Annotated in this window: 11 protein-coding genes; 2 read left to right on the plus strand and 9 right to left on the minus strand. The window is 57.0% G+C overall.

What is annotated here, in order from left to right; genetic code table 11:
• Positions 1-13: 13 nt before the first annotated feature.
• The 6 genes from RAZWK3B_RS17260 to RAZWK3B_RS17285 all read right to left on the minus strand — a co-directional run bounded on the left by RAZWK3B_RS17260 (position 14) and on the right by RAZWK3B_RS17285 (position 8115).
• Positions 14-1021 carry a GDP-mannose 4,6-dehydratase gene (locus RAZWK3B_RS17260; protein ID WP_007817416.1) on the minus strand — a complete coding sequence of 336 codons (1008 nt, stop codon included), beginning with the start codon at positions 1019-1021 and terminating at the stop codon, positions 14-16.
• The gene (locus RAZWK3B_RS17265; protein WP_037296186.1) at positions 1021-2325 is read right to left on the minus strand and encodes a UDP-glucose dehydrogenase family protein; all 1305 of its coding nucleotides are present in this window, start codon (positions 2323-2325) and stop codon (positions 1021-1023) included. Before RAZWK3B_RS17265 ends, RAZWK3B_RS17260 begins: the two co-directional genes overlap by 1 nt.
• A gap of 470 nt (positions 2326-2795) precedes the next feature.
• The gene (locus RAZWK3B_RS17270; RefSeq protein WP_007817420.1) at positions 2796-4505 is read right to left on the minus strand and encodes a bifunctional sulfate adenylyltransferase/adenylylsulfate kinase; all 1710 of its coding nucleotides are present in this window, start codon (positions 4503-4505) and stop codon (positions 2796-2798) included.
• Between the two features lie 46 nt (positions 4506-4551).
• A complete protein-coding gene (gene glmS, locus RAZWK3B_RS17275) occupies positions 4552-6363 on the minus strand; it encodes a glutamine--fructose-6-phosphate transaminase (isomerizing) (RefSeq protein ID WP_007817423.1) in 1812 nt (603 codons plus the stop codon).
• A 90-nt stretch (positions 6364-6453) separates the two neighbouring features.
• Positions 6454-7482: a UDP-glucose 4-epimerase GalE gene (gene galE, locus RAZWK3B_RS17280; RefSeq protein WP_037296187.1), complete on the minus strand. Its 1029-nt coding sequence runs from the start codon at positions 7480-7482 to the stop codon at positions 6454-6456.
• Between the two features lie 63 nt (positions 7483-7545).
• Positions 7546-8115 carry a hypothetical protein gene (locus tag RAZWK3B_RS17285; protein WP_007817427.1) on the minus strand — a complete coding sequence of 190 codons (570 nt, stop codon included), beginning with the start codon at positions 8113-8115 and terminating at the stop codon, positions 7546-7548.
• 921 nt (positions 8116-9036) lie between these two features.
• Here RAZWK3B_RS17285 and nusG point away from each other — a divergent pair.
• Complete coding sequence (gene nusG, locus RAZWK3B_RS17290; protein ID WP_007817428.1) at positions 9037-9570, plus strand: transcription termination/antitermination protein NusG; 534 nt, start codon at positions 9037-9039, stop codon at positions 9568-9570.
• Positions 9571-9866: 296 nt separating this feature from the next.
• Here nusG and RAZWK3B_RS17295 read toward each other — a convergent pair whose 3' ends face one another.
• The 3 genes from RAZWK3B_RS17295 to RAZWK3B_RS21275 all read right to left on the minus strand — a co-directional run bounded on the left by RAZWK3B_RS17295 (position 9867) and on the right by RAZWK3B_RS21275 (position 12004).
• Complete coding sequence (locus RAZWK3B_RS17295; RefSeq protein ID WP_007817430.1) at positions 9867-10379, minus strand: hypothetical protein; 513 nt, start codon at positions 10377-10379, stop codon at positions 9867-9869.
• Positions 10380-10532: 153 nt separating this feature from the next.
• Positions 10533-11663, minus strand: a complete 1131-nt coding sequence (locus RAZWK3B_RS17300; protein ID WP_157132300.1) for an MraY family glycosyltransferase — start codon at positions 11661-11663, stop codon at positions 10533-10535.
• Positions 11664-11782: 119 nt separating this feature from the next.
• Positions 11783-12004 (minus strand): hypothetical protein, encoded by a 222-nt coding sequence (locus RAZWK3B_RS21275; RefSeq protein ID WP_157132301.1) that lies wholly within the window; start codon positions 12002-12004, stop codon positions 11783-11785.
• A gap of 178 nt (positions 12005-12182) precedes the next feature.
• Here RAZWK3B_RS21275 and RAZWK3B_RS17305 point away from each other — a divergent pair, with 178 nt between their 5' ends.
• Positions 12183-13370: a polysaccharide biosynthesis/export family protein gene (locus tag RAZWK3B_RS17305; RefSeq protein WP_007817434.1), complete on the plus strand. Its 1188-nt coding sequence runs from the start codon at positions 12183-12185 to the stop codon at positions 13368-13370.
• The last annotated feature ends 51 nt before the right edge of the window (positions 13371-13421 follow it).

Raw genomic sequence — 13421 nt, forward strand, 5'->3', positions numbered from 1 at the left:
TTCATGGCAGGTGTCATTTTCCTGAAAACTCTCGATACCATTCTACGAACCTTGCGATACCATCCTTGAAATCAGTCTGCGGACGATAGCCCGTTAGTGTTTTCAGCAAATCTGCATTTGCCCAGGTCGCAGGCACGTCACCTGTCTGCATTCCCATGTAATTCCGCTCGGCCTTCTGCCCGATGCAATCCTCGATCGCATCAACAAAATCCAACAGCCGCACTTTTTCGGAATTACCTATGTTCACGACGCGGTAGGGGGCCACTGGCGAGAGGCTGTCGCCTTCTGGTACGACACAATTTTCCGGACGTGAGGGCGCGACATCAATCAACAGTCGGATTGCGCGGACCAAGTCGTCGACATAAGTGAAATCGCGGTACATGTTGCCGTTGTTGTAGATATCGATGGGCCGTCCATCGAGTATCGCATCGACAAACTTATAGAATGCTAGATCCGGCCGACCCCAAGGGCCGTAAACGGTAAAAAACCGGAACATCGTCGTCGGCAGATCGTAAAGATGCGCATACGCATGGCCCATGCTTTCATTGGCCTTTTTGGTCGCGGCATAGATAGTCAGTTGTGTATCGGCCTTTTGCGTTTCGAAAAACGGCATTTCGGTGTTGGCACCATAGACCGAGGAGGTGGACGCCATTAGCAAATGCTGCACACCGAGGCGGCGCGCGGCCTCCATTACATTGAATGTGCCGATGACGTTGGCATCGAGATAGGCACGGGGGTTCTCAAGGCTATAACGCACACCGGCCTGAGCCGCGAGGTGCACGATCACGTCTGGTTCAAATTCATCCACGACACGGTCGAACAGTTCCTGATCTTCCAGCATTCCCTCGGTCGCGGCAAAGTTTGGATTCGGCAGCAGTATTCGATGGCGCTGCTGTTTGAGGTCGACATCGTAATAATCGGTCATCCCGTCATAGCCATGGACGACAAACCCTTCGGCCAGCAGCAGCTTGGCCAGGTGGAACCCTATGAAGCCTGCCGTTCCAGTGATCAAAACACGCATTATCGACCAATTCCCACGTAGGCCGCGAAGCCAGCATCGCCAGCATCCTCGGGAGAATAAATATTTCGCAAATCGGCCATTCTGGCCTGAGACATGTTCTGCGCCAGTCGAGAAAGATCCAGCGCACGGAACTCATTCCACTCTGTTAGGATGACGAGCAAATCAGCACCACGCACGGCCTCGTAGGGATCGTCGTGCCAGCTAACGTTCGGCAACAGTGCCTCGCCCTCGCGTCTGCCTTGTGGATCAACCACGCGCACCTTAGCACCACCACCAACAAGCGCCGGGATTATGGTGAGGCTGGGAGCATCACGCATATCATCGGTATTAGGCTTAAAGGTCACGCCGAGAACTGCCACGGTTTTACCGTTGAAACTGTCATCACAAAGGTCCCGCAACTTTTCGACCATTCGAAGTTTTACAGCATCATTCACGCGGATCACGGCCTCGACGATGGTCTGCGGCACAGCGTGTTCTTGGCCGATGCGCGCGAGCGCCGAGGTGTCTTTGGGGAAGCATGAGCCACCATAGCCGGGGCCCGCATGCAGGAACTTGTTGCCGATGCGTCCGTCGAGTCCCATGCCGCGAGCAACTTCTTTTACATCCCCCCCAGCGCGCTCGCAGAGTGCTGCAATTTCATTAATAAAACTAATCTTGGTCGCCAAGAATGCATTGGCAGCATATTTTATTATCTCAGCAGATTCCAAATCAGTGGTCAGGATCGGGAAATCACGTAGGTAAAGAGGGCGATAGATTTCAGCCATAACTTTGGCCGCGCGCTCAGATTCAATGCCCACAACCACACGGTCGGGTTTCATGAAGTCCTCAATAGCCGCCCCCTCACGCAGGAATTCAGGGTTTGACGCCACATCAAAATCGGCGTGCGGATTGGTTTCAGCCACGACTTGCTTGACCTTGCGGTTTGTCCCGACTGGCACGGTGGATTTGGTGACGATCACCGCATAACCCGTTATTGCCCTAGCCACGTCCTCTGCAGCCGCCATCACGTAAGTCAGATCGGCATGCCCGTCACCACGGCGCGTGGGTGTCCCAACTGCGATGAACACCGCATCAGCGCCATCAACTGCAGCTGCGATATCAGTTGTGAACGACAAACGTCCCGCCGCCACATTGCGGGACATGACGTCTTCAAGGCCTGGCTCGAAGATCGGCACTTCGCCCTGGTTCAGCTTGTCGATTTTCTCGACCGCTTTATCGACGCACACGACGTTATGCCCGAAATCGGAGAAACAGACCCCTGAGACAAGACCGACATAGCCGGTACCGATCATTGCTATTTTCAAAATGACATCCTCTACGTCACGTTAGGCTTTTCTTCGGCGGCATTGCGCCAAAACATTCAAAAAGTGGCCGCTCATGGCTAGGTGAAGCGTGAACTGCTCCGCGTCACACAAATCACCTGAGCCTCTATTGACGCCCGGTTTGATCAACTCGCATTCGTGCATCTCGTGAAGTTTAAACGAGTTTCTCAGAGCAGTGTTTCTGCTTATGCCAGTGCGCATGTGCACATGTTCACATTGGCATTGATCTTCTGCTTTTCATTATCTCTAGGCCCTTCAGCTCTTGACCCAAGAATGCGCATTCCCAAGAGGCCCACCCAGAACTTACCCTAGCGGCCGCATTAACCAAAGCACTGGAGCGTTTTTCAAGAAGCAATCGACCACTCACTGGCCCTTTTTCGGTTCGCGTCTCATGATTGTAGTATATTTAAACGCTTTCAAACTTGGCACTGGCCACGAGTGGAGGTCCGGCCTCAGCCCGCGATCAGCCCCATCTGCTCCAGCTTCAAAAGCACCTGGTGCGCGCAGTTGTCGACCTCGACATTCTCGGTCTCGACCCGCAATTCGGGATCTTCCGGCACGTCATAGGGATCCGAAATCCCGGTGAATTCCTTGATCTTGCCTTCGCGCGCCAGCCGGTACAGCCCCTTGCGGTCGCGCCGTTCGCATTCCTCGAGGCTGGTGGCGACATGCACCTCGACAAAGGCACCGTATTGCTCGATCTCCTCGCGCACAGCCCGCCGCGTCGTGGCATAGGGCGCGATCGGCGCACAGATCGCGATGCCGCCATTCTTGGTGATCTCCGAGGCGACATAGCCGATGCGCCGGATGTTCAGGTCGCGGTGCTCCTTGGAAAAGCCCAGCTCCGAGGACAGGTTCTTGCGCACGATATCGCCATCCAGAAGCGTCACGGGACGCCCGCCCATCTCCATCAGCTTGACCATCAGCGCGTTGGCGATGGTCGATTTGCCCGATCCGGAAAAGCCGGTGAAGAACACGGTAAAGCCCTGCTGGCTGCGCGGCGGACGGGTGCGGCGCAACTCGGCCACCACCTCGGGAAACGAGAACCAGTCTGGAATCTCGAGGCCCTCCTGCAAACGGCGGCGCAGCTCGGTGCCCGAAATGTTCAGGATGGTGACGTTGTCGCGATCCTCGATCTCGTCGATCGCCTCGTATTGGGCGCGCTCCTGCACATAGACCATGTGCTTGAAATCGACCATTTCGATGCCGATCTCGGCCTCATGCTCGCGGAACAGATCCTGTGCGTCATAGGGGCCGTAGAAATCCTCTCCGGCGCTGTTCTTGCCGGGGCCGGCATGGTCGCGCCCGACGATGAAATGGGTGCAGCCATGGTTGCGCCGGATCAGCCCGTGCCACACCGCCTCTCTCGGGCCGGCCATGCGCATCGCCAGATTGAGCAGACTCATCGTGGTGGTGGCGTTGGGGTATTTGTCCAGCACCGCCTCATAGCAGCGCACCCGGGTGAAATGATCCACATCGCCCGGCTTGGTCATGCCCACGACCGGATGGATCAGCAGGTTGGCCTGCGCTTCGCGCGCCGCGCGGAAGGTCAGTTCCTGATGCGCGCGGTGCAGCGGGTTGCGGGTCTGGAAGGCCACGACCTTGCGCCAGCCCAGCTTGCGAAAGAGCGCGCGCAATTCGTTGGGCGTGTCGCGGCGCCCCCGGAAATCGTAATGCACCGGTTGCTGGATGCCGGTGACCGGCCCACCAAGGTAAACCTTGCCGGCCGTGTTGTGCAGGTAGTTCACCGCCGGATGCGCCAGATCATCCGCGCCAAAGACCTTCTCGGCCTCCCGCGCCTTGTCGGGGGTCCAGCGGTCGGTGACCGTCATCGTGCCAAGGATCACACCCTCCTGATCGCGCAGCGCGATATCCTGCCCAAGCTCAAGCGTTTCGGCAAAGCTTTCCGAGACATCGAGCGTGATCGGCATCGGCCAGAGCGTGCCATCGGCCAGCCGCATGGTCTCGACGACGCTGGTGTAATCGGCTTCGCTCAGAAAGCCCTTCAACGGGTTGAACCCGCCATTCATGAGCAGTTCCAGATCGCAGATCTGACGCGGTGTCAGATCCCAGCTTGTCAGATCGCCGGCCTCGATCTTCAGCTTCTGGGCGGACTCGTACGAAACGAACAACTCGGGGATAGGGGCTTGGCTTATTTCCATGATCTTCTTTGAACTTTCAGAATTGAGGGCGTGCCGACTTTCGGGATTACTCGACGGTCACTGATTTCGCGAGGTTGCGCGGCTGATCTACGTCCGTGCCTTTGGCCACGGCGATAAAATATGCCAGCAACTGAGCAATCACGGCGTAAGCAAACGAGGTGGTAATTTTTCCGGCCTCGGGTACAAGCAGGTCACACTCCTGGCTCGCGCCAATCCGCACCAGTTTCGCACCGCGTGCGGATACTTCGGCGACGTTGGAGCTGGTTTTTTCATGCAGATCGCCTTGGCTGTCAAACATGATGACGGGTGTGCCCTGATCAATCAAAGCGATCGGCCCGTGCTTGAGCTCTCCCGCGGCGTAAGCTTCCGCGTGGATGTAGGAGATCTCCTTGATCTTGAGGGCCGCCTCGAGCGCCAGCGGGTAGTTCACGTCCCGTCCTAGAACATAAATATCCGAGGCCGTCGCCAATTCCGACGCTGCTGCCTCAACGTCAGCCGCACGGCCCAGCGTATCCGCCACGATTCGAGGCAGAGACGTGAGCTCAGACACGAGCTCTGCCAGATCATCTGTGCCAAGAGCACCGCGCTGCCGTCCGGCGCTCAGAGCAACCCCCATCAACGCCAGAAGCTGTCCCGTAAACGCTTTTGTCGAGGCCACGCCGATCTCGGGGCCCGCTTGGATATCCAAGACAGCATCCGCTTCGCGCGCAACGGAACTTGTCGATACATTGACCACGGCCACGCGTGCGGAAACTTTGCCGGCCAAAGCCGTTAAGGCGGACAGCGTATCAGCCGTCTCTCCCGATTGGCTGACAACGATTACTATCTCGCGGCCCGTCAAGGGACGGTTACGATACCGATACTCGCTGGCCAAATCGATTTCGACAGGGATGCGGGCAATGGCTTCGATCCAGTAGCTGGCCAAGTGACATGCATAATGCGCCGTCCCACACGCCAGTAGGATGATGCGATCCGCCGCTGCAAAATCTATATCCGGAAGAATCGGCTTCAGATCCTGCTGCGTATGATTAACCAGTGTGATGAGCAACCGGCCGAGGCTTTCTGGCTGCTCTTCAATTTCCTTGCGCATGTAATGCGGCCAGCGGCCTTTATCCGCTTTAAGCGCATCGCTGGCAATCGTCAGTATGTCTCGCGTCACGGGCCGACGGGCTTGGTCAAAGATCGCAACCTCGTTCGGACGAATGGCAGCCCAATCGCCATCCTCAAGATAGCAGATTTGATCGGTGAACGGGGCGAGCGCAAGCGCGTCAGACCCCACAAACATCTCCCTGACACCGTCCCGCATGTCACCATACCCGATGGCCAGAGGCGATCCTTGACGCGCCACAAACATCAATTCTGGATAACCGTCGAAGATGACCGACAGAGCGTATGACCCAACCAAGGTATCAAGAAGGTCCGCAAAGGCCTCATCAAGCGTGTCAACTTGAGCCAAACGATTATTCAGCCAAGCCGCAGCCACCTCTGTATCCGTCTCAGAAGCAAGCTCTACGCCCTGCTCTGCAAGCTCCGCGCGCAGTTCGGTGTGGTTTTCTATAATACCATTATGAACCAGCGTGACATTGCCGACTTGGTGAGGATGGGCATTGGGCACAGAGGCCGCCCCATGGGTCGCCCACCTGGTGTGTCCGATGCCTACACGTCCCACCGGGCAGTCCTGTTCCAGGTCCGATTTCAGATTGGCCAACTTACCGACGGCACGCCGCAGCGTCACCGACGTCCCATCATGCAGCGCGATGCCGGCACTATCGTAGCCCCGGTATTCCAGACGCTCGAGCCCAGCAATCAAGCGCGCGCAGACATCGCTTTGCCCAACAATGCCAACAATTCCACACATATTAGTCCAATGGGCCTTTGAGTTTGGGGCCGAGGATAAACTGGATCGTCATAGGCAATCTGCTAACCTCATCAAATTGAGAAGCCCCCATCACGCCGCATCCTCTTGAGCATCATACCCGCCGGGGTTTCGGCTCTGCCAACCCCAGGCATCGAGACACATGTCGTGCAAATCGCGGGAGGGCATCCAACCCAACATATCCCGCGCCCGCGCGGCATCCGCAAAGAACCGCGGCAAATCGCCTGCGCGCCGCGCCGCGATCTCGGTGGGCACGCGGACACCCGCCGTCTCCTCAAAGGCGCGAACCATCTCGCGTACGGTGATCCCCTGCCCTGTGCCGACATTGAAGATCTGCATGCGCTCGCCGGTTGCAAGATGCATCAAGGCCGCGACATGCGCCTCGGCCAGATCCATCACATGGATGTAATCCCGCTCTCCGGTCCCGTCGCGCGTCTCATAGTCATCACCAAAAATCGTGAGATGCGGCCGTCGGCCCACCGCGACCTGCGCGATGTAGGGCATCAGGTTATTCGGCACGCCCGACGGGTCCTCACCGATCTCACCCGAGGGATGCGCGCCCACCGGGTTAAAATACCGCAAGGCCGTCACGGCGCGGCCCTCCCGCGCTCCGATCCAATCTCCGAGGAGCTGCTCCACCACCAGTTTTGTGCGCCCGTAAGGATTAACGGGGTTCGTGGGGTGCGCCTCATCGTAAGGCAGATACTCCGGCGTGCCATAGACCGTGGCCGACGAGGAAAACACGATTTTCGAGCAATCAATCTCAGCCATCGCCCGCAGCAGGCTCACCGTCCCGCCGACATTTACATCATAGTAGAGTGCGGGATCCGCAACACTTTCCGCCACGGATTTCAGGCCGGCGAAATGAATCACCGCCTCCGGCACCCAGCTCGCCATCACGCCGCGCATCGCCTCGTAATCGCGCACGTCGCGCTCGATCACATGTAGCACCCGCCCCGACAAGGCCTCCAGACGCTTGATGACCCGCGGCGAGCTCGTCGCAAAACTGTCGACGATCAGCACGTCATGCCCTGCCCCCAGCAGGCTCAAAACCGCATGGCTGCCGATATACCCGGCCCCGCCTGTCACAAGAACTCTCACGACAAAGCCCCCGCAGCCCGCGGGTCACCCAACACTGTCACACCAAAAGAGATCAGGGCCGCCTTAGTGATCCACGGCCAGTTGCCGCTTGAGTTTCATCTCGACCTCATCGTCGAGCAGGGCTTTGGCCTCGATCGGCCCAAGCTCCGTGAGCGACTTGCGCATCACCGGCAGCACCTCATCGGGCAGTAAAGCCTCAAGCTTGTTGGTCACGGCTAGGTAGTTTTCCAAAAGCTCGCGCAGCATCAGCGCAGGCCGCACTGCCTCGCCATGCGCAAAATCTTTCAAGTGCCACCGATCATCCGCCACTTTCTCCAGGATATCGAGATCCGCGAGCATGGCCATCTTGCGCCGCACGGTCGCGCGGTTGATGCCGGTATAGGTCGAGATTTCATTCACGGATGTGTAAAACCCTGTCTCGTCGGCAATCTCGGCCAGTGTCGCCTCTGTGAGCCCATCCCGCTCCACAAGCCGGAAGAGATCGCGCCGCGTGCGCAGCACAACGGCAAATCCAATAAGCCCTAGATCCAGATCATTGCCCAGATGCCGCCGCATGATCGAGAGCGCCCCGTAGGTCACCTTGGCCATGCCAAGGGCTACGAGTTTCATGGAGCGGGGATCGATCGTCAGCATGGGCGGCCTCTCATAAGCAGGGTGTGGGACCGCTGCCGTCCGGAACTCCGCCACTGCGATGTGGGCATACCCTATCACGCCCAAATCTCCTCACCATGTTCATTTTGAACATGGTCAAACTTGACATTTTCACGCGCTGTTCTGCGGGGCACACTTTGACCAAGTGATAAAACGAATCATCGCAACACGCATCACCTCGGGGTCCTCGCATGCAACCAATCATTCATACCCCGGCAACCGCGCCAAACTTGGACTTGGGAGAAGAGCGCACCCGGTCGCGTGAACCGCATGAAGAGCGCTCGCCACACGACACCGATACAATTCCCAACCACAGTATCCACGAGACCCTGACCCAACCGGGCCCCTGCCCGATCACGCAAACCGCCCCGCAAACCCCTCAGGATACGCAAAAACACTCAAACCCCCGATAACGCAAACTCTCAATCAAATATCGCCACAGCGCCAAGACACCCAAGACCGCCCCGCACGCCCCTCAATGCATCAGACATTCAGCAACACAGTTAGGGATCTCGCGCGCAGACCGCGCCGCTCGCACGCACACAACCCGCACGATCATAGCTACCGCACGGACCGACACAGCGATTGTGTCTCCGCGCTCGGCTCAACCGCACCACCCTCACAAACACCACCGCACATCTCACCGTGAGACCTAGGTGATGAAGCGCCGGTTCTCAACCGTCATTTTGTCTCGTTTCGAAAATTCTTTGCCAAAAATCAACGCCCGGGATTCCCCGAATAAAATCATAAATTATTCATTTTTTATTGATCTTTACCCGCCCACTCCTTGATGGCCGAATTGTGTCTCAAATATGAATTCGATACAGTTGGTGGTTGGCCTACATCCCGCGATATGACAGGCTTGTGCCAAACCCGATACAGGGTGCAACAGATGGACACGCAATGACCCTCGAAGCCCAAATCCGCTGGTACCTGGTGCAGTTCAAACCCAACAGCCACAAGATCGCGGCACGCAACCTGCAACGCCAAAGCTTCCAAACATTCCTGCCCATGCAAGACGTCACCCGCAGACGCGCCGGAAAGTTTCACACAGCCCCTCAACCACTCTTCCCCGGCTACATGTTCGTCTCCCTCGATACCATCCGCGGCCCCTGGCGCCAGATCAACGCAACGCTCGGCGTCTCCAAGCTCGTCAGCGTCGCCGGCCGCCCGCAGCCTGTCCCCGACACTCTGGTCAATGCGCTCCTTGAGCGCTGCGATGACGACGGCAAGCTATTGCCACCGGAAACCTTCAGCCCAGGCGAGCAGGTCACGCTGCGAAGCGGACCCTTCGCCTCCTTCGTCGCCACAGTCGAGAAAATGCAACCCGATCGCCGCGTCTGGGTCCTGCTGGAGTTCATGGGACAAGCAACCCGTATTCAAGTGGATGCCGATATCCTCAGCGCCGAGCCATCACGGGTGTCGCGAAAAGCCTGACCCAACCAACGCGGCCCACTTCAAAGCTGACGCATCAAAGCTGACGCATCAAAGCGTTTCACGAAAATCTGTCGCACAGATTTTTGCGAAACGCAGAGCTCCTCTCAATCGTTGCACAGCACCCACCTTTGGCTGATGCCTCAGGCCAAAGGTGGACCACTTCAGGTGAAGGGCAGACCGCGTCCCACGCTGCGCCAAGGGGACAGCATATCGCGACAATTCGTGTTGGAGCGTGGTCGCAAAACGTCGGTCGCGAAACCCTGCGCTCAGAACTGCGCCGTCGCCGCCGGCAGATCTCATTCAGCCTCGGGCACATACTCGATCACCAACATGCCGGCATCATCGACATGAATACGTCGATAGCACGCATCCAACTCCTGCTCCTCACAGCTCACCTGAGGCGCGGCAATTTCCATATACATCTGGTCCGCCACCACCACGAAACGGAGCCATTTCGACGTAAAGCCAAACTGCTCCCCGGCATGAAACAGCAAAACCGGAGCGCCGTTGAATCGCCGGTAAGCCAAGCTGTTTTCACTACACACCATCGCATTGTAATCAATCACCACCTCAAACTGTGGCCCTGCGCCCAGGTCGATCGCAATCATTGGAAGGCGTTTAAAAATTAAACGGCCTGCCCCCTCGGGACATCCCCTTTGTTCGATTTGCTCCAGCACTTTGGTGGCCGCCTCAACCGCAGAGGCCTGTGCAAGACTCATGCGCGGCGTCAGGCCCAAGAGGATGAAGCCCGCCAAGAGCACCAAGACATGCGGCAAGGCCTTGCTGGAGAAACGCGTCCAATATGTCATGCGACCTCATAGCGCCCGTGCGATGCCAAGGTCTTATGGCGCAACATGGCTGATATGACCTGTCCCCAAGAGCGGGGGCCGCATTGCGGTTGCCATATCCGCGTAGTTCTCGAGCTGCCAGCCCCCTGACCAGACAGGACCAACCAGCAAGGGCTAAGTCCTGCCACTCTGTGTGGACAGATCATAGCGCGGGCTGCCGTGCAACTTGGCACGGTACAGCCTCACCAAAGAAATCATTTTCGAATGCACAAAGCTGTACAAAGCTGCGAAAGCCAAAAAGACCAGCCAACTGGCATGGGCCGAATGTTGCAGCACAACACCAAAGACCACCGGAGTGGCGATGAACGGCACCATGACCAGTGTCGCAAGAGGGTTCGACCAGCGCCGGTTACCACATCCGAGCCACAAGACCTCGAGGCCGCGCCTGACAATCTGGTGAAAATGCAGACGGTCCGGCGAAAACACCGGCACCCCCTTGATCACGCGCCGGACAATCGAATGGAGCATATCCATGATCGGCCAGAACAACGTCAGCAGCACCGCTCCTACGGCAATTGAGCCGTCCAGAACGACCAGCGATATCGCCAACCAGATCAGAAGATGCCCAATGGTATAGGATCCCGCATCCCCCAAAAAAAGTTTTCCGAACGGCCAATTAAACACGAGGAACGCCAAGGTGGAGACCGTGATCAGGCAGGCAAGCATGGCGATCTGACCAAAGCCGCCGCCCCACCCGATCGCCGCCAAACCCAAAGCGGTGGCCACGATATTTATGGCAGCCAATCCGTTCATGCCATCCACAAGATTGAGAGCATGACAGAAGCCCGCCGCCACAAGAATGGTCAAGACCACCGCGATGGGCGCAATTGTCAAAATGATATCAACCCCAGGCAAATCGGCGCGCGTGACCCAAAAGCCGAACAACGCCATTGCCAAACCGGCGGACACGATCGCCGCGACAAGGCGTCGACGCGCAGACACCCGAAGGCCGGCATCTTCCAAAGCCCCTGCAATCAGTACCGGGAGGCTGGAGAGAATCAGCGATATCGTGAACACGCCGTTCGACAGGTCAAACAACGTCACCGCGCCGATGCAAACACCAAAAAACACTGCGATACCACCGAAGCGCAGCGGGTCTCCTGTATGGGAGGCTTGTATGGCCACGAGATCGTTTCTCGGGCGAATGAAGCGCTTGATTGGGGATGCGCCCCACACCATTAGCCAGGCGAAGACAAACGTCGTCCCGAATGCGGCCACCAAAGAACTCAACAGAAGCTGTGCCACGGGCCCTCCAAAGCTCAACGAGAATTGTCGCTGTTCGAGACTGGGTAACTGGTCTCATGTTGCTACAGCGAATCATCATTTATAATTTTGTTTTCGTAGAAGCCTTTACATATATATTCTCATTTTGAAACTGACCTAGTTTCAAATTTTGTCTCATATTGAATTTTATACTTGAGGATCACAGGCAGTGTTGCTTGCAAAACACAACCGTCCCATCGCTGGATCACGCCTATCAAGAGCGCCAGAAACCCAGACTCCCCAATGATAAATGAAATTTTTTGATTTAACTTCAGGCGCTTGGTGTGCAAAACAAGATCAACACATGCCGCATCTTGGATCACGCACCCAGCCCCACGTCCGCAACACCGAAGATGGTTTGGTCTCGAAATATCAAGCATCACACTGCAAGCGTTGCGAGAAAATCTCACTATGGTATAACGCAAACTGGTTTTAAGGCGTGCTGCCGTTTGCGAGTTCCACACCATGATCTTAACATGTCAGTAGGATAGCAGGTCACACATGCTTCAGCCAAAAACCAAGGTCGCACTCAGCGGTCTCGTGTTGACTTTCGTCGCCGGCTGCGCCGCGATGCCAGGCAACGGTCCGGACTCCGCAACGGTCCTCGAATTTGCAGACGCCTCGTCAAGTGTCGAAACCCCGACACTTGGCTACGATTACGCCTTGGTTGACATCACCAGCGACAAAATTCCGTTCGTGACCCAAGACGTCGATCAAGCAAGCGCAAGCTTTGGCGTTTCCAGCGACGTTATCCCGGAAATCCGTCTTGGCGTTGGCGACATCATTCAGCTGACGGTCTTCGAGAGCGAAGCAGGTGGGCTGTTCATTCCACGTGAGGCAGGGGTTCGACCGGGCAACTTCGTCGAGCTTCCACCGCAGGAAATCGGTCGGAATGGCAGAATAACCGTCCCTTATGCGGGTGAACTGACGGCCGCAGGTCAGACACCGGAAACCCTCGAAGCAAACGTCGAAAGTCGTCTCGAAGGCTTGGCAATCGAGCCGCAGGTGACTGTGACAATGCTGGAGCGGAATTTTGCGCGCGCATCCGTCATCGGGGCCGTGGAAGAGCCTGGTAAGTACGTGGTGCGGACCGGCGGCGACCGGATCCTTGACTTCATTAGTATCGCGGGTGGGATCACGTCCGAGGATCACAGCACATTTGTGTCGTTCACTCGCGGAGGCTCTGCGGTCACAATCCCCTACGAGACCTTGACGGGCAATCCTCGAGAAAACATCTACGTCGCGCCAGGCGACACGATCAACGTGACCTCCGAGGCAAAGAAATTCTACGTCTTCGGCGCCTCAGGGGTCGGGGAGTATGACTTCAACGAAGCCCAAATCGATCTGCGTGCGGCGTTAAGCCAAGCCGCAGGCCTGAACGACGGAGCAGCTGATCCAAGTCAGGTGCTTATTTACAGAACCGAACATCGCGAGGCGTTGAATGCGATGGGGGTTGACACCACGAACCTTAAAAGTGCGGACGAGGCTGCGATCCCAACCGTATACCGGGCGGATTTCCGGAAGCCTGATAGTTTTTTCATGGCCTCAAACTTCCAGGTGAGAGATGGAGACATGGTTTATGTCACCAATGCTCGTGCTGTCGAATTGGGCAAGTTCTTTAACGTGATCCGGACCGTGACTGGAAATAGCGTTGCGATCGACGCTGATTTCAACACACTCACTCGTTAACCTCGAGAGAGCAGACCCAAGACGCTCTCTAAAAGGGGCCGCGCCTATGGC

This window comes from Roseobacter sp. AzwK-3b (genome assembly GCF_000170875.1).
Taxonomy (GTDB): Bacteria; Pseudomonadota; Alphaproteobacteria; order Rhodobacterales; family Rhodobacteraceae; genus Roseovarius; species Roseovarius litoreus.

Coding starts and splice junctions, on each gene's coding strand:
- RAZWK3B_RS17260 (WP_007817416.1), bottom strand. CDS start 1,021: ATGCGTGTTTTGATCACTGGAACGGCAGGCTTCATAGGGTTCCACCTG.
- RAZWK3B_RS17270 (WP_007817420.1), bottom strand. CDS start 4,505: ATGGAAATAAGCCAAGCCCCTATCCCCGAGTTGTTCGTTTCGTACGAG.
- glmS (WP_007817423.1), bottom strand. CDS start 6,363: ATGTGTGGAATTGTTGGCATTGTTGGGCAAAGCGATGTCTGCGCGCGC.
- RAZWK3B_RS17285 (WP_007817427.1), bottom strand. CDS start 8,115: ATGCTGACGATCGATCCCCGCTCCATGAAACTCGTAGCCCTTGGCATG.
- nusG (WP_007817428.1), top strand. CDS start 9,037: ATGACCCTCGAAGCCCAAATCCGCTGGTACCTGGTGCAGTTCAAACCC.
- RAZWK3B_RS17295 (WP_007817430.1), bottom strand. CDS start 10,379: ATGACATATTGGACGCGTTTCTCCAGCAAGGCCTTGCCGCATGTCTTG.
- RAZWK3B_RS17305 (WP_007817434.1), top strand. CDS start 12,183: ATGCTTCAGCCAAAAACCAAGGTCGCACTCAGCGGTCTCGTGTTGACT.